The organism is Neorhizobium phenanthreniclasticum (assembly GCF_040066075.1).
GTDB lineage: Bacteria > Pseudomonadota > Alphaproteobacteria > Rhizobiales > Rhizobiaceae > Neorhizobium > Neorhizobium petrolearium.
The window spans coordinates 1-15,853 of the sequence record NZ_JBEAAL010000055.1 but is presented as its reverse complement, the minus strand read 5'-3'; the positions used below and the strand labels follow the sequence as shown (position 1 = coordinate 15,853).

Genomic DNA, 15,853 nt, shown 5'->3' with positions numbered 1-15,853 from the left:
GCGTCGAACCGAAAGTGGCGCTCAAATCCGATGGATGTTCTCGACAGACCAAGCCCGCGAAAAGATGGCAAAGTCTTATCCAATACCTTTGCTCAACGAGTCATAATCTCTGGGACGTCACACTAGACGAGCTTCACGTTTTCAGGTCGCGTGCTCTGCGCCGGGCCGCTGCTCGACGCTCCGCGAAATGGGCCTCGACCTCATTGTCCGGAATGTCGGACCGGGTGTCATTCAGCGCCTCGAGCACCTTCGACCGGAACCAGGCATCATGTCCCTCGCTGCTAGTCACGAGCTCAAGCGGGAGAGAGCCTTCGTTGGCAGTTCGGGTCAGCAGGATCCGCACGGCATCTGAAACTGTCAGCCCCATGCTTTCAAGCACGGCGGACGCACGATCCCGGACCTCGGCATCGATGCGAGTTTGAACAAGAGCATTTGCGGCCATGAGCGATTCCTCTTTCAGGCAAAATGTAATGCAATCGAATGACAAATACTAGCATTCTCTACATGCGGGAGATGTTTCTGCATACATAGGACCGCAGATCTGCGTGCTCGCAGTCGGGAGATGAAGCGACCTGAGCACGCTGACTACCCGGCTTCTGGTTGAATAGCTCGTTCTCGCCTCGGTTCTGATGTCGTATGCCATGTTGGTACTCTCTGTTGATCTCCTAGGCCGCTTCCAAGCCTGCCCGCTTTACGGCAGCCTTATGCGACGACGGGTGCTGACTTGCGCTGCTCCCTATGCCGCCTGGGCATTGACCGACGAAAGCCCTGCCGGGGTCTGCTTCGAGAACCGGTACGTCGTCAAATCCATCCGCTCAAGCCGCCCGCGCCTCGGCGATCGCCTCTTTCAGCCCCTTTTCGTCGAGCACTCCGGCGAACGTGGTACGCCCGATCACGAACGAAGGCGTGCCTGCAAAGTTGAAGGCGAGCGCCTGGTTGTAGTTCCGGTCAAGAAGACCGGAGATCTTGGCGGTGTGCGTGTTCACGGCCGCCGCGATCTCCTTCATGGTGAGGCCCGCGCCCGTGAGGGCCTTCTCGACGTCTTCTTCCGTCAGCTTTCCTGTCGTCTTCATCAGGGCTTCCATGGCTGTCTCGTATTTGCCGATCTGTGCCGCACCAAGAACAGCCTGGGCAGCGAAGATCGAGGCGCCACCGAAGACCGGCCAATCCTTCAGCACGAGCCGGACATTGCCGTCCTCCCGGACGACTTTCTCGACCGTCGGATGAATCTTCTTGCAGTAGGGACACTGGTAGTCGAAAAACTCGACGACGGTGACGTCGCCTCCGGGATTACCGAGAACCGGTGCGTCCGGATCATGGAAGACGGTCTTCTCGGTGATCTCCTGGCTGAAGGCGAAGCGCGGGAGGACGGCGCCAAGAGCGGCGCCGCCGGCGGTGACGGCGAGCAGGTTTCTGCGGGTGATCATTTCATACTTCTCCTTTTCCAGATTCTTCCGGTCCGAGCACGACAACCTTCGAGCCCTTCGGCACGCGGCGGTTAAGATCGATGATGTCGTGGTTCAACAGTCTGATGCAGCCTGAGGACACGGACTTTCCGATCGTCCACGGCTCATTGGTCCCGTGGATACGGTAGAGCGTGTCCTTCCCTCCCTGGTAGAGATAGAGGGCACGTGCCCCCAGAGGGTTTCTGATGCCACCCTCCAGGCCCGCCGCCAAAGGGCCGTAGCGCTCCGGATCGCGCTTGATCATGTTCTGGGTCGGCACCCAGCCCGGCCACTGGGCCTTGCGGGCGATATCGGCTTCGCCCTTGAATTCCATGCCGGCCCTGGCGACGCCGACGCCGTAGCGCATCGCCTTACCGTTCTCCATGACGAGATAGAGAAACCTGGCATAGGGGTCCACGACGATGGTGCCCGGCGGATATCCGGTCTTGTAATCCACCACCTGACGGACGTTCCCCGGATCCATTTTGGAGACATCGACGCCGGGAATGGTCTCTTTCCCATCTTGTATCGGCGCATACATGCCGGCCAGGGACGGATCCCCCTTCGGGGTTTCGATTTTCGGAGGTTCCGAAGCCGTTTGGGCACAGGCCGACAGCCCCATGACCAGGAGCAGCGCGATCAGCGGGAGCCGCGGAGCGATCACTCGGGCAGGTGTCATTCCGATATTCCTTCCTGAGTTTTAAGTTCCTGGATCTTCTGCGCGAGAGCCTCGCGGGAGATCTCGCCGAGATGGGATCCGATCAGTGTGCCGTCGGCTGCCAGGAAGAGCGTGGCGGGAAGCCCGACTGCCGAATAATGGCGGCTCAGGAGAAGCTGCGGATCGAGCACGACTTCCGACGGTTCAAGGTTCTCGTTCCGAAGGTAGTCAGCCACTGTTGCCGACTGCTCTCCCTGGTTTGCAAAGACGAAGCCGACATCCGACGTTCTGGCGGCGAGTTCGGCCATCATCGGCATCTCGCGGCGGCAAGGCGGGCACCAGGTCGCCCACAGGTTCAGCACCGTGGGATGTCCCTTGCCGCCGACCGTGCTTTGGGTGCCGGTCAGGGCTCGGAAAGTGGAGGCCATAGGTGGGATCTGCGTGCTGGAATAGGTGAATGCCGCGGTCGCCGTTGCTGCCAGGACGCCCGCCGCAACGCTTGCAGCACCCCATGCGACAAGCTTCCGGCTGTTCAGGAACAGCACGACCATCATCAGGGCCATGCCTGCTACGCCTCCGCTCCAGGAGAAGCCGCCCTGCCACACAGCCAGGACGCGCCAAGACTCTGAAGCGAAGCTGTCGAGATGCTGCAGGACATGCCCCAGACGCGCCGCGGCGAGACCCGCGAGCGTCGTCCACGACGACCATCGACCGAGCCTGTCGTCGACCCGGTGCGCAAGGACGGCGGCCACGGCAAGAAACACGATCATGCCCACGATGGCAGCGAATCGTTCCGCATCGAACGCGAAAGGGCCGAAAGATACGGCGTTCATCAGAGGCTTTCCTTGAGCGACGCGGCAGAGGCGGCGACGGCCTGCGTGGTGATGTCACCGACCAGCCGGCTGGCTTGGACTTCGTTGTTGCCGGCGTCCAGAAACAGCATCGTCGGGGGGCCGATGACCTGCAGTTCCTTCATCAGCGACCGGTTGGCCTCGGTGATCTTGCTGAGATCGACGGAAATCAGGCGAACGCCCTCAAGCGCGTTTGCCACCGTGGCGTCCGAAAGGACGGACCGCTCGATCACCCGGCACGTGACGCACCAGTCGGCCGTGAAATAGACAAGCGACGGAGCGCCGTTTGCATCGGCTTTCAGCAGCGAGGACAGCTCGGCGGCCGAGGCGGCGGACTGGAACGAGTCCTTGATGATTTTCTTCGCCGTTGTCGTATCGGACCGCGCAGCGGCGATGGGCGCGAGAGGTTTCAAGGGATCGGTTGCGCCCGAAAATGCGCCGATCGCCAGCAGGACCCCATAGAGACCTGCGAGGAGGCCTGCGGACTTGGCAAGCCGCGCGGCACCACCCGCCTCGGGTCTCATCTGGTCGAACGCGCCGATGAAGACCGCGAAGGTGATCGCCAGAACAGACCACAATAGCAGACCGGTGCCGGCCGGCAGGAGACCATCCGCAAGCCACACAGCGGTGGCGAGGAAGAGGAACCCGAAGACCTGCCGGACGCGTTCCATCCACTGCCCCGCGCGGGGAAGAGGACCCGAGCCGAACGTCCCCATCAGGATCAACGGAATTCCCTTGCCAACGCCGAGTGCGAAAAGTGCCGTCGCGCCGAGAACAACGTCTCCTGTCTGCGCGATGTAGAGGAGCGCACCTGCTAGCGGCGCCGTGACGCATGGGCCGATCACCAGCGCCGAGGAAAACCCGAGTGCCGCCGAAGACGCCAGCGACCCCCCGGAACCGCGGGCTGGCGCGACCCGGTTCCTGAGGAAGGAGGGAAGCTGCAGCTCGAACAGCCCGAAGCTGGACAGGGCGAGCGCCATGAAGATGGCGGCGACGACGAGCGTCGCGGTGGTCGATTGCAGTGCCACCTGGAAGCTCTGGCCCCACCACGCGGCGACGACGCCGAAGAGGCTGAAGGCCGCAGCGAGCGAGAGGACGTAAGTCAGCGACAAGGCAAATCCGCGTCCGGCAGAAAGGCTCTCGCCTTCCCTCGAAAGCGTCGCTGCGAGGATCGGGTACATCGGAAACACGCATGGCGTGAATGCCAGCAGCACGCCAAGACCCAGAAACCCAGCAATCAGAAACAGCACGCCGCCGCGGTCGAGGAGAGAACCGACCACCCCGTTGGCCGACTGGTCTGATATGCGGATGCCCGGACCGTCGACCGGCTCCGCCGCCGCCTTGGACACGAGTGGAAAGGCTGCCTGTGACTGAGGCCTTGCTGGCGAAACTGGCCCGTCAGCAGCCGGATCCATAGCTTGTGCGAGCGTAGCGGGATCGATATCGACCGTGGTCGGAGGGTAGCAGAGACCGCCGTCCTGGCAGCCCTGGTAGGTCACCTTTAACATACCCGCCGTCGGGGCGACGAGAGTCGCGGTGGCCGTGCCGTAGTAGACCTCGGTGCTTCCAAATCCGGGATCGTCCTTGATGACGCCGGGCGGAGTTGACATTTCGACAGGCTTTCCGTCGTCGCCCGTCGCACTCAGATATTCCCGATAAAGGTAGTAGCCGTCCTCAAGCTGCCATCTTAATGCGATGTCAGGACCGTCGCGGCGGGCTTCCATACGAAAAGCCTTCTCCATGGGCAGCGGCGGTTCAATGACAGGCGCGGCCGCGGCGGCGGCAAAGGTCACAATGAAACATGATACCGACAGGAAGAAACGCAAGGCTCCGCTCCGTAGCTTGGTTGGAGCGGCGGTCTCGCTTCCCAACCTTAAGGCAGCCTTAAGGTGACGGGAGCAGGGGGAGAACGAACTGCGATGAGGATGTGATGCGCCTGCTGGTGGTTGAAGATGACGAGATCCTGTTGGACGGTCTGAAGGTCGGGCTGCAGATGTGCGGCTTCACGGTCGATGTCGTGACCTCGGTTGCCGACGCCGACGCGGCCATTGATGCCGACAGCTTCGACGCTGTCATTCTCGACCTCATGCTTCCCGACGGATCAGGGCTCGACGTGCTGGCAAGGATGCGCCGATCCGGCGACCGCACACCCGTCCTCCTCCTGACCGCAAAGGACGAGGTCGCCGATCGGATCGCGGGACTGGATGCCGGAGCTGATGACTATCTGGGCAAGCCCTTCGATCTCGACGAGGTCGCTGCCCGACTTCGCGCCATCGTGCGCCGCGGGCACGGCAGGGCTGCCGGACATCTCGAATGGAAGGACGTGATCCTCGACCCGGCACGTATGTCTGCATCGCGTGCCGGCATCGCCGTCCCCCTCTCCCGACGGGAGTTCGTAATCCTGCGGGCGTTGATGGAGACGCCGGGAGTCATCCTGTCCAGGTCGAACCTCGAGGAGAAACTGTATGGATGGCAGGAGGAAGTGGAAAGCAACACCGTCGAAGTTCATGTTCACAAGCTCCGGTCCAAGCTCGGTGCGTCGATTATCGAGACCGTGCGTGGCGCGGGCTATCGGCTGAGGGCGGCGCAATGAATTCCATACGGGTAAGACTTTTTGCGATCCTGCTGGCCACGACCGGCTCCGTCTGGCTCTTCGCCGCGGCCTGGATCTACGCCAGCACCCAGGCCGAGGTCGAGCGCGTCCTCGACGCCCGCCTGATGGAAGCGGCGCGGATGGTGAGTTCGTTGATCACGGATCATCGGATAGATCCTGCCGCGGCGGCAGACGCGGCAACCGCGAATGCTCCGCCTCCACCGTTCGAGGAAGCCAGCGGCAGCTACAGCCGGCAGCTCTCCTGTCAGATCTGGTCGCTGCAAGGCAACCTTGTCAGCCGGTCCGAGAGCGCGCCCGAGACCTCGCTGGCCAGCCACACGAATGGCTTCGAGGAGACCGAGATCGACGGAGAGCGGTGGCGCGTCTATGCCGTCGTCAATCCATCGCTGGGCGTTCGCGTGCTGGTCGGAGACAGTCTCGAAATCCGTGACCGACTGATCGGCGACGTCATCAAGGGGCTTCTTCTTCCCGGAATCGTCATTCTCCCGGTCCTGGCGGCTCTGATCTGGCTGAGTGTAGGTCGCGGCCTCGCTCCGTTGACCCGCATTGCCGAAGGACTTGCAGGCCGTTCCGCCTCCGAACTGCATCCGGTCGACGACGGCACGGTCCCGCAGGAAGTGCGCCCGGTCATCCGGGCGCTGAACAGCCTGTTCGGTCGCGTGGCCGAAGCGCGCGACCGCGAGCGGAGCTTCACGGCTTATGCCGCCCATGAACTGAAGACGCCGCTCGCAGGGCTAAAGACCCAAGCGCAGATCGCTCTCCGGACCGACGACCAGAACGTCCAGCGCGAGGCGCTATCGCGCATCTCCACCAGCGTCGACCGAACCAGCCGGATGGTCCGGCAGCTTATCGATCTTGCCGCCATAGATGCGTCGCAGGGTGTCTCTACAGACGAGCCAGTCGACATCGCCGTCCTTCTCGGCGAGATCGCCTCGGAACTGGAGACGCAGCTTGCGGCCAACGACGTCCACGTGGCGGTGGAACTCGCCGATCAGACGCAGCGCCCGACCATTCTGCGAGGTGACAGGGTCCTGGTCCGTCTGGCGATCCGCAATCTGCTAGAGAACGCCATCCAGCATTCGCCGAAAGGCGAGGAAGTCAGGTGCCGCATCGTCGCGGGTCTAAGTGAGGCTTTCGTCGAGATCCTGGATCAGGGACCGGGAATCCCGCAAGCGGAAGAGCAGCGTGTCACGGAACGCTTCTTCAGAGGATCGAAGGCCCATGGCCGCGGGAGCGGGCTCGGACTGTCGATCGTCCAGATGGCGCTCGATCGTCTCGGGGGCAGCCTGACGTTCGAGAGAGGCGGCCGCTGGTTTACAGCAAGAGCCTGCTTTCCGCTCCGACGGTCTCAGACCCGCGTCCAGTTGAAGCATCCCGCTGGCAGGATCGAGTTGCCGATCAGGAGCGCGCCATGATCGTAAAACTGCTTCGCATCCCCTCCGCCGGACACCGATCCACGCGAGAGCATCGGCATGGCCGAATTGCATGACTGTTTCTCGATCACCGAACTGGTGACACTGGAGGATCTCGGCCTCAGCACCGAAGGGCGCGCCTGGAAGGACATGCTCGACGGTCTCTATGATGCAGATGGCAGCCTGCCCTGCCAGATCGACGGCGGCCTGAAATGTTTCGGCCATCCGGTCGGCGCATCGGGCCTTCGCATGCTCTATGAAGCCTGGCTGCAATTGACCGGCCAGGCCGGCAAACGCCAGCTCAGAGATCCGAAACAAGCGCTGACGCATAATCTCGGCGGCGGACCGGCCCAGAATGTCTGCTCCATAACAATTCTTGGTGGAACTTGATAACGACTTAAATCTGCATAGAAATCGGCAGATCGGCAGCACCCACACTGTTTGGAGGCTGTAAAGGCGGCAGAGACGTTTTCAGGCTCGTTGTCTCCCTACTGACCTTGCCGGAAGCATTGCGGTGCATTCGCTTAGCGCCGAATAACATTGCTGGAGCTTTACCAAACATTATCCAATGGTGGGCGAAGTTGAAGCTCCTCCACAACCCGATAACGCTTCGTAGCCGACAATTTCGCGCTCACTGCAACTTCGGAGCGAAAAACACCGTTTTATTTGCGGGTTCTTGATGAGAATCGAACCGTCACTCTACAAGTTGTGGGAGCACTGACTTCATAAGCTTTTGATTTGCCGGCCGTTATTATTCCCCACTTCAACCCCACCGCGGCGGTACGCCGATATGGGCCTTGAGTGCTTCCGTAAACGCCCTGACCTTGGCGGACGGCACCTGGAGGGCACGCAGGAGATAGATGCTTGACGATCGCTCGTTCCATCGCTCGCCGCGGAGCTTCAGCCGGATGAGATCACCTGCCTGGACGGATGGCCCCGAAACCCAGCTTGGCAAAAAGGCCACCCCCATTCCGGAGATCGCGGCGCTATTTAGCGCTTCAAAATCATCGGACCGGAAAGCCACCTGTTTGCAGGCTTCGCCGGCGGGGCTTCCGAGAATGTCAGACCATCCGAGCAGATCATTGCCATGGAGCTTGTCGAGAAGGCGATGATGGCGGAGCGCATTCTCGTCTTCCGGCTCGCCATGCTGTTCGACATAGCCACGGCTTGCAACGAGGATGCGGTCAAGCGGAGCAAGCTTCGTGGCAATCAGGGAGCTGTCCGCAAGCTCCCCCATCCTCACCACTAGGTCGAGCCGTTCGGCCACGGGATCAGCCAGCCGCTCGGTAAGATCCAGCTCGACATGCAGGCCCGGGTGTTCCTGCGCTAGCGAGGCGAGAACAGGAATAACATAGCGTTTCCCGAAAGTCGGGAAACAAGCGATCCGTAGCGTGCCGCTGACCGCACTATCGAAGGCGGCAACCTCGGCATGGGTATCGGCCAGATCATCGAGCAGGCGCTGGGCGCGTTCAAAGAGGTGACGGCCCGCATCCGTCAATGACAACGCCCGTGTCGAGCGAACAAGGAGAGTAACGCCCAGGTCCTGCTCGAGCGAATCGATCTGTCGAACGACAGCCGAAGGCGTGACAGCCCTACGCCGAGAGGCAGCAGAGAAGCTCCCACTGCGGACAACATCGACGTAAACAGCGAGATGTTCTGCGAACCGTGGGTCTCTCATCTTTGCCTACAGCGCAAAACCGTTTCGACCATTCAGTTCGTTATCATCTGCGGGCATCCGGAGCACTTTCCTTCTCGTCAACGGGCGGCAGCCCAACAAACAGAAGGAACACTCCAATGGTCAAGGTCTTAGATACAATTCTCTCCCAGTCCGCCTATTCCGCAGAGATCGACGTTCCGCTCGAAAAGATCGACATTGCCGACTGGCTCTTCACCCTGCCCGAAGCCGAATACCTGCGCTGCTGCCCGCCTGATCACATTGCAGCCGGCGTCACATGGACCGACGACGGTCGTCGCATGTCGATCAATGTTGAGCAGATCGGCTCGGGCCTCGTCGTGCAGCATTATGTGGCTGAGGTCGCCGAGCCTGCCTACTGCCGCATGAACTCGATCTCCGATGTCTTCACAGCCAACGGCCGGACCCAGGTCAATGTCGTTTGGGAACTGATTGCCGAGAAGATCGACGATGGCAGGACCCGCTATACCAACAGGGTTACCGCCCATCCGACGGATGTGTTCATGGCTTTCCTCAGCGAGCACAGCATCAAATTCGAAGATGCTGCAGCAGCACGTCAGGCCGCAGGCGGCGACCACAACAGTCGTGAGACACCTCTCTTTGCTGCAAGCATCGCCCGCCGGGCCCTTTCCAAGTAAGGAGATATCCAAATGAAGGCGATCATCTTCGATGACTTCGGAGGCGCGGATGTTCTGCGCCTCGCCGATGCACCCATCCCCGAATTGCGCCCAGACGATCTTCTGATCAAGGTCGTGGCGGCTGGTGTCAACCGCGCCGACCTTCTTCAACGCGAAGGCGTCTATGGCTTGCAGAGCTACGGAGACAGCCCTATTCTCGGGCTTGAGGTCGCTGGCGAAGTCGTGGCCATTGGAGACACCGTTAGCGGTTTTGCTGTCGGGGAACGTGTCATGGGCATCGTTGGTGGGGGCGCATATGCCCAGTATGCGCGCGTCGATAGTGGAATGGCAGTTGCCATTCCGGCCGGCTTGTCCTTCATGGAGGCTGCCGCAGTTATGGAAAGCTTCATCACGGGCTGGGAAGCGCTTGCACATCTCGGACAAGTCGCAAAAGGCGAGACCGTTCTCGTTCATGCTGCTGCAGGCGGTATCGGATCGGCTGCCGTCCAGCTTGCAAAGACTGCCGGAGCCACTGTCCTGGCCACTGCTTCGGCAAGCAATATCGACAACGTGCTGTCACTTGGCGCCGATGCTGTTTTTGATTACAAGCGGGTGGATTTCGAGGCGGAAGTTGTTGATGCGACGGCGTCTCGCGGGGTCGATCTGATCATCGACTTTGTCGGCGGGTCCTACCTCGCCCGCAACATTCGTAGTCTTGCTCCCGGTGGTCGGCTTGTCCAAGTGGGCCTGTTGGGGCGCGATGATAACGCCATCATTCCACTCGGCATCGTTCTTCACAACCACCTGCAACTGATTGGCACGGTCATGAAATCGAGGTCACGATCGGAAAAAAGGGCAATGATTCGCCGGTTCAAAGAACAAGTACTGCCGCTGGTGGGACAAGTGCTTAAGCCGGTCATCGGAGCGGTATATCCGCTCGCGGCTACATCGGAAGCCCATCGCCGGATGGAGGCTGGCGGGTTGTTTGGGAAGATCGTTCTGACTGATTTTCCTGAATGACGCAGGCACACGGCGCGTCCGACCAATCGCCTTGATGAAAATCGAACCTTTGACCCATCTATTTTCATGAACTGAGGGGCAAGGGATCGGTGCCTTCGTTCAGGATTGCAAGATATCGCTGATAGCTGAACACGCGGCCGCGTTTGCGGCCGGTCACCTCATCAACGATGCCCAAACGCTCCAGATCAGCAAGTGCGGCATTGACCGTTGGCGCGGAAAGACCCGTGATCTGAACAATCTGGTTCGCAGTGTGGAAAGGATTCTGCTGGAACAGCTCGTGAATACGAAGGGCCGACCCTGCTCTATCGCTCTCCATCGTGATTCGCTCCCGATCTTCCTTGAAAAGATCGACGATCTGGGTCGCAGCCTCAAATGCTTGATTGGCAGTGTCGGCAACGCCCGCCAGGAAAAAGTCTAGCCAAGCTTCCCAGTTTCCATGCTCACGCACCTCTTGCAATAACCGGTAATATTCTCTCCGATGGGACTTCAGATAGAGGCTGAGGTAGAGCAGCGGCTTTCGCAAAACCCCGTTCATGCAAAGATACAGGGTTACAAGCAGACGGCCGATGCGACCATTGCCATCGAGAAACGGATGGATCGTTTCAAACTGCACATGCAGCAGGCCAGCTTTGATTAGCGCCGGTAAACGCGATTGGTCGTCATGCATGAAGCGCTCGAACGCATCCAGGCAACCGGCCATTTCAGTGACGGGTGGCGGTACAAAGAGTGCGTTACCGGGGCGCGTCCCACCAATCCAATTCTGCGAGCGGCGGAACTCTCCAGGATCCTTGGTGCCTCCCCGCCCACTGTGTAGGAGCCTGGCGTGCGTCTCACGGATCAGACGCAATGACATGGGCAGCGTTTCCAGCCGCTCTAAACCATACATCATGGCGTCAACGTAGTTGGATACTTCACGGATATCATCAACCGGCTGTCCGGCTTGGGCTTCGGTCTCAAACCGCAAGAGATCAGAAAGCGTGGACTGCGTGCCTTCAATCTGCGAGGAAAGAACGGCTTCCTTTCTCACATACATATAAAGAAACAGCTCCTGTCTCGGCAGCAGCATTGTGATACCATCCAGGCGTCCTAGCGCGCGTTCCGCCAAGCTGAGTCGCTCTAGCAATGAAAGCACATCAATCGCCGGCTCGGGCGGCAACGGCGGGGGTACAAACGCCCGCACTGTTTCACTGGCCGCGACCGTCTCGACGAAACGACCCAGGCGGTTTTTGGATTGGGAATCAGACATAACCAAATATCAGCCGCGCCCGTTATTTAAGCAAGACGCATTTCATTTAATTAATCGACAGACTTAGATAAGCGCGCTTAATTAACGTCGACATTGAACTCCTGAGCTTTGATCCGGGCGACATCGGCGCCTAACACGATGAACGGGCGCCATTAGAAGTGACACGCCCGATACATGCTTTGTTAAAGCTCGCGTCATATTTCCGCTCGCCCTCGGCACTGTTGCCGAGAGAAACGGAATGAGCATGCCCAAACACGATCTTTCATCACGTCATTTTCAGCGAAAAATATCCCAATTCTGCGAACTGCGTATCGCGCCGATCACATCCAAACGGGTGCTGGAAAACATCCGGCCCTTCCTGATGAGCTTAATCATCTATCGGAAATCGCCCCCGCTCCGGAGTGGCCAACTCGACTGGACGGCGATAGGCCAAGCCTGTGGTGTCGAAGCCGAGCTGACAGTAGAACTGAAAAAGCAGCTTCAGCCAGGCCTGGATGCAATCATCCGATGGCTAGACGGACCGCCAGCAGTCGAAGAACAACGGCCACCAAAGCCGACCGCTCGCCCGGACAAGATGGCGCCCGCCAAAAAGGCAGCCTCCGCGACTTCAACCAGAAAGCCTCAACGTGCGACGGCCGATGGCATTGTTGCCCCATATGAATCGGTGCCACGTGGGCCGACTCCAAAACCGATCAGCCCTTTCCCAGAACCACTGTTCGACGCGACCGAGGACCCGGCGAGCTTTCAGAATGCACTGGTCTATCATATGCGTCGGTTCGGCGACACCTATTGGCAGCTTTACCGCGCCGTTGTTCATCTGAATGAGACCTTCGACAATAAGACACTGCTATCCTGGATCCAGGGAGAGCGCGTGCCCCGATCTGTTGCCAGTTTCAATATCCTCCGCCGCATCGAGCGACGCTATCGACTTTCAGAGGGATATTTCAAAGAGAAACTGCCGCATCAGGCGCGCTCGCTGTATGGTCACGATCTCGGTGACATCAGCCCAGCTGAGCGTCGACGGATTTCATTGCACCTGCCCGAAGACTTCAACAGCCTGCCCTTTACCAAGCGCGAGGAGATTCTCGATTGGGTGCGCCGGGTGATCATTTCCGGCTCTACGGAATATCGCCGCTATCAGGCGGCGGCCAGCAAGCAGCGATATGCCATCCGATTTCCCGGCGTCACCTATGGCAGCAGCTTTCTTTCCTCTCGGTCGTTGGCCTCGGCGGCCGGCACCAATCAGAACGTTGCCGCAGAACTTGATGATCCTGATCTGCTCTCCGGCATTGTCGACGCACCGCCGAGACTTGCCATGGAAATGGCTGATCTCATCCGCTTCAAGACTTCGACGCTGACGGCGACGGGGTTCCAACGGAACGGCGTCTGGGGTGAAGAAACGGCCTCCCAGAAGATTGAGCACCTCGGCTTGATGTTTGGTGCGCTTGCGGCCTCGCCAAACGGTGTCGTGAAGGGTTTCGGTGTGCCAGTCAGCCAGTTAAGCTTCGGCCTTCTCGTCTTCCCCGGCGTTTGGGACTGGTATCTGCAGTGGCGGGAACAGCGACGTGGCTTCTACACCAAGTGGGAAGAAGACATGCTGATGGTCGCCCAAGCCCTATCTCGCGCGGACGTCGGTTGGATCCGGCAGCATCCGGAACTGCTTCGGAATGTCAGGCCCATTGCGGGCTTGATTGAGCAGGAAGAAATCGATTTCGCGGCTCGCGACTGGCATGGCGCCTGTGATGCGTTTCACCGACACGCCGCTAACCGTTCCAAGGAGATCCAGCGAGTGATGCGCGTGCATCGCGATCCATTTGAACCGATCATGTGTGTACTTGAAGCGGACAGCCCGCTGGCGGAATATCGCAAGATCACGGACGAGATCGTGAGACGTATGCCGGATGAGAACAGATATCCACGACCGGCTGCCGAAGCCGTTAGATCATTCCTATTGCTTCGACTGGGCCTGCACCTTGGTCTCAGGCAAAAGAACCTTCGCCAACTTCGTGTCTGCCCCCGTGGACACTATCCGACGTCAGAACGCCGGCTGGAGGATTTGAAATGCGGTGAGCTGCGCTGGAGTGATCGCGACCATGGGTGGGAGGTCCTTATCCCGTCGGTCGCATTCAAAAACTCCGGTTCATCCTTCTTCGGACAGAAACCGTTTCGGCTGATATTGCCGGACCTGCTCGACCTCTACGAATATCTCGATGCCTATATCGACCGTCATCGTGGTGTCCTCCTTGGCGGCGCCAAAGACCCCGGAACCCTGTTCGTCAAAACGGTGAAGACCACCAGCACCGACGCAGCTTACAACTCGACCACGTTCTACGAAGCCTGGAGGACCGTCATCCAACGCTATGGAATTTATAATCCTTACACTGGGCGAGGTGCCATCAAAGGCTTGTTGCCGCATGGACCCCATAACCTACGGGACATTCTTGCGACGCATATTCTGAAGCAGACCGGATCCTACGAGCAGGCGAGCTACGCAATTCAGGATACACCCGATGTCGTTCAGCAGCACTACGGTCGCTTCCTTCCGCAAGACAAGGCCGCACTGGCCGCAAAGATCCTCAATCAGGTTTGGGAAGCTGCGTAAGATCGAATGAGATGCTCGGCTCGGATACTCAGACCATGTTGCATCTGGGCCGAGCGTCCTCGTCTCCGCCTTGAGCGGATTCGAACCGGCGCCCCGCGATTTAAAGGGAGAATTTCAATGACGATTCCGCGCGTTGGTGGCCCACGCGAGGAAACGCATCTACGGTAGCTGCAGGCCCGCGTCCAGCAGATCGTCAAGATAATGCTCTCGCGACTGGAACGCGCCGCTTCTGGCTGGTTCAATTCTCGCACACACCACGCGCCTTGCCAGCGACCGCGCGTCGACGGGGTCCCGGCTGCTATGTCACCCATTGGCCGACCAAGCAGAAATGCGCTCCTTATATTGAACAACCGGTCGAACTGGTCACCGAAGCTTCGGTTTCCAAGGAGGCCACGGACACGATGACGCATTCGTTCCGTCGCCCACAGGCGCGACATTCGCGGCGACCTGCGTCACCTACGATCATCTGGCGCGTCAAGAGTCTGATGCACCGCTAAGACGCGGCGGGGCGGGGAACGGTAAAGGATTTGTCGCGTGAGCCTGTGGCGTGGCCTGCATAGCCATCAAAGACGGTTATCGACGTCCATTCTTTGATGAAGGATGCGGATAACGACGATCTGCCCCGTATCGTTGCTTTTGAAATAGATGAAGTGGGAGCCGACCGAGACTTTCCGGTATCCTTCGCGAATATCGACGGGGCGGCTGACGCGGGTGCCGGCGGCCAGTGCGCGGCATGCGTCCCTAATATTCTGGATATATCGCTCTGCCTGATCGACATTCCACCGTGTCGCCGTGTAGTCCCAAATCCGCTCGACATCGGCCTGCGCGGCGGGGGACAGTATGAAGCCGGTCATTTCGCCTCAAATGCGGCGCGCTTGCGCGCATTGAAGGCGTCGAAATCGAAGGCGGTTGCAGGGCCGGATTCTTCACCTTCGATCAACGCGGCATGCAATGCCTTCACTTTGGCCTCGTGCTCTTCGAGCAGGCGCAGGCCTGCACGCACCACGTCGCTGGCCGAACCGTAGCGCCCCGCCTGGACTTGCGTGTCAATGAAAGTGGCGAAATGATCGCCAAGCGAAATGGATGTGTTTCGAGCCATGTCGGAATCTCCTATCTTTTAATTATATACCAAAAATTGGTACAATGGCAAAATTTATCGTGCGGCCAGCAAGGTCAGCCTCCTGCGCGTGGCGGCCGGGGCTGCCGCACGCAGGAGGCGGCTCCGTTGCAAAAAATTGGTTGCCGCGTGGCGTTGGTGCGGGTATCAGCAAATGTGCGGAAGTCGGTCTTTGATGGGCCGATTACTTGGTTGCCCCCGTCGAGGCTTGGCAACGAACGGATTTCGGGCGTCCGCAGGCAAGCATTCGGTTCAGGATGGCGACGCCGATCGCAGCCTCTGTCTGTTGAGCGAGGAATGACCGAGCGTGCAAACGCAGTCCAATGACGCCCTTGTATCGACCCATCGCGGTTTCAACCAAAGCTCGTTTACCATAGCCGGTCAATGCCTGCCATTTCAGTCGACCATCTGCCTGCATGGATGCTGTGTGATCCTCTCTCTGGCAGGATGCTTGGATGTTGGGCCGTTCAACAGCGTTCGAGCGCGGTGGAATGACGACCCTTGCGTTTGCGCTGTGACGGAGAACTGCGTCGTAGGTTGGATAGCCATCATAAGCTCCATCGGCAGTGAACTGGTCG

16 protein-coding genes are annotated in these 15,853 nt (G+C 59.5%); 6 read left to right on the top strand and 10 right to left on the bottom strand.

Translation table 11 applies throughout. The features are described 5' to 3' along the window. Positions 1–133 precede the first annotated feature (133 nt). The 5 genes from ABK249_RS33060 to dsbD all read right to left on the bottom strand — a co-directional run bounded on the left by ABK249_RS33060 (position 134) and on the right by dsbD (position 4,780). On the bottom strand, positions 134–442 hold the full coding sequence (locus ABK249_RS33060) for a type II toxin-antitoxin system RelB/DinJ family antitoxin (RefSeq protein WP_037148883.1): 309 nt from the start codon (positions 440–442) through the stop codon (positions 134–136). Positions 443–815: 373 nt separating this feature from the next. After that, positions 816–1,427: a DsbA family protein gene (locus ABK249_RS33055; RefSeq protein WP_037148890.1), complete on the bottom strand. Its 612-nt coding sequence runs from the start codon at positions 1,425–1,427 to the stop codon at positions 816–818. Between the two features lies 1 nt (position 1,428). Beyond that, positions 1,429–2,124 (bottom strand): L,D-transpeptidase, encoded by a 696-nt coding sequence (locus ABK249_RS33050; protein ID WP_227705588.1) that lies wholly within the window; start codon positions 2,122–2,124, stop codon positions 1,429–1,431. Then, positions 2,121–2,936 (bottom strand): TlpA disulfide reductase family protein, encoded by an 816-nt coding sequence (locus ABK249_RS33045; protein WP_227705587.1) that lies wholly within the window; start codon positions 2,934–2,936, stop codon positions 2,121–2,123. Before ABK249_RS33045 ends, ABK249_RS33050 begins: the two co-directional genes overlap by 4 nt. After that, positions 2,936–4,780 (bottom strand): protein-disulfide reductase DsbD, encoded by a 1,845-nt coding sequence (dsbD, locus tag ABK249_RS33040; RefSeq protein WP_348864865.1) that lies wholly within the window; start codon positions 4,778–4,780, stop codon positions 2,936–2,938. The genes ABK249_RS33045 and dsbD overlap by 1 nt, the downstream gene beginning before the upstream one ends. Positions 4,781–4,884: 104 nt before the next feature. On the opposite strand from dsbD, the gene ABK249_RS33035 reads away from it, so the two are divergent. From ABK249_RS33035 to ABK249_RS33025, 3 genes are read left to right on the top strand one after another with little or no spacing between them, the layout of a single operon-like run. Then, entirely contained in the window at positions 4,885–5,547 is a 663-nt protein-coding gene (locus ABK249_RS33035) for a response regulator (protein WP_227705585.1), read from the top strand. After that, positions 5,544–6,983 carry an ATP-binding protein gene (locus ABK249_RS33030; RefSeq protein WP_227705584.1) on the top strand — a complete coding sequence of 480 codons (1,440 nt, stop codon included), beginning with the start codon at positions 5,544–5,546 and terminating at the stop codon, positions 6,981–6,983. Before ABK249_RS33035 ends, ABK249_RS33030 begins: the two co-directional genes overlap by 4 nt. Positions 6,984–7,040: 57 nt before the next feature. Next, entirely contained in the window at positions 7,041–7,370 is a 330-nt protein-coding gene (locus tag ABK249_RS33025) for a thiolase C-terminal domain-containing protein (RefSeq protein ID WP_037148899.1), read from the top strand. Positions 7,371–7,743: 373 nt separating this feature from the next. Here the strand turns inward: ABK249_RS33025 and ABK249_RS33020 are convergent, their stop codons facing one another. Next, positions 7,744–8,658, bottom strand: a complete 915-nt coding sequence (locus ABK249_RS33020) for a LysR family transcriptional regulator (protein WP_227705583.1) — start codon at positions 8,656–8,658, stop codon at positions 7,744–7,746. A 116-nt stretch (positions 8,659–8,774) separates the two neighbouring features. Here ABK249_RS33020 and ABK249_RS33015 point away from each other — a divergent pair, with 116 nt between their 5' ends. Both ABK249_RS33015 and ABK249_RS33010 read left to right on the top strand, forming a co-directional pair. Next, a complete protein-coding gene (locus tag ABK249_RS33015) occupies positions 8,775–9,311 on the top strand; it encodes a hypothetical protein (RefSeq protein WP_037148905.1) in 537 nt (178 codons plus the stop codon). Between the two features lie 12 nt (positions 9,312–9,323). After that, positions 9,324–10,310 carry an NAD(P)H-quinone oxidoreductase gene (locus ABK249_RS33010; protein WP_227705582.1) on the top strand — a complete coding sequence of 329 codons (987 nt, stop codon included), beginning with the start codon at positions 9,324–9,326 and terminating at the stop codon, positions 10,308–10,310. 64 nt (positions 10,311–10,374) lie between these two features. Here the strand turns inward: ABK249_RS33010 and ABK249_RS33005 are convergent, their stop codons facing one another. Further along, positions 10,375–11,556: a Fic family protein gene (locus ABK249_RS33005; protein WP_227705581.1), complete on the bottom strand. Its 1,182-nt coding sequence runs from the start codon at positions 11,554–11,556 to the stop codon at positions 10,375–10,377. Between the two features lie 238 nt (positions 11,557–11,794). Between ABK249_RS33005 and ABK249_RS33000 the strand changes: the two genes are divergently transcribed. Next, complete coding sequence (locus ABK249_RS33000; RefSeq protein WP_407722183.1) at positions 11,795–14,158, top strand: hypothetical protein; 2,364 nt, start codon at positions 11,795–11,797, stop codon at positions 14,156–14,158. 563 nt (positions 14,159–14,721) lie between these two features. Here the strand turns inward: ABK249_RS33000 and ABK249_RS32995 are convergent. From ABK249_RS32995 to ABK249_RS32985, 3 genes are all read right to left on the bottom strand, one after another. Continuing rightward, complete coding sequence (locus tag ABK249_RS32995; RefSeq protein WP_037148910.1) at positions 14,722–15,012, bottom strand: type II toxin-antitoxin system RelE/ParE family toxin; 291 nt, start codon at positions 15,010–15,012, stop codon at positions 14,722–14,724. Beyond that, positions 15,009–15,257: a type II toxin-antitoxin system ParD family antitoxin gene (locus ABK249_RS32990; RefSeq protein ID WP_037148912.1), complete on the bottom strand. Its 249-nt coding sequence runs from the start codon at positions 15,255–15,257 to the stop codon at positions 15,009–15,011. The genes ABK249_RS32995 and ABK249_RS32990 overlap by 4 nt, the downstream gene beginning before the upstream one ends. Positions 15,258–15,459: 202 nt before the next feature. Further along, on the bottom strand, positions 15,460–15,853 hold a 394-nt coding region (locus ABK249_RS32985), incomplete at its 5' end, for a transposase (protein WP_348864863.1).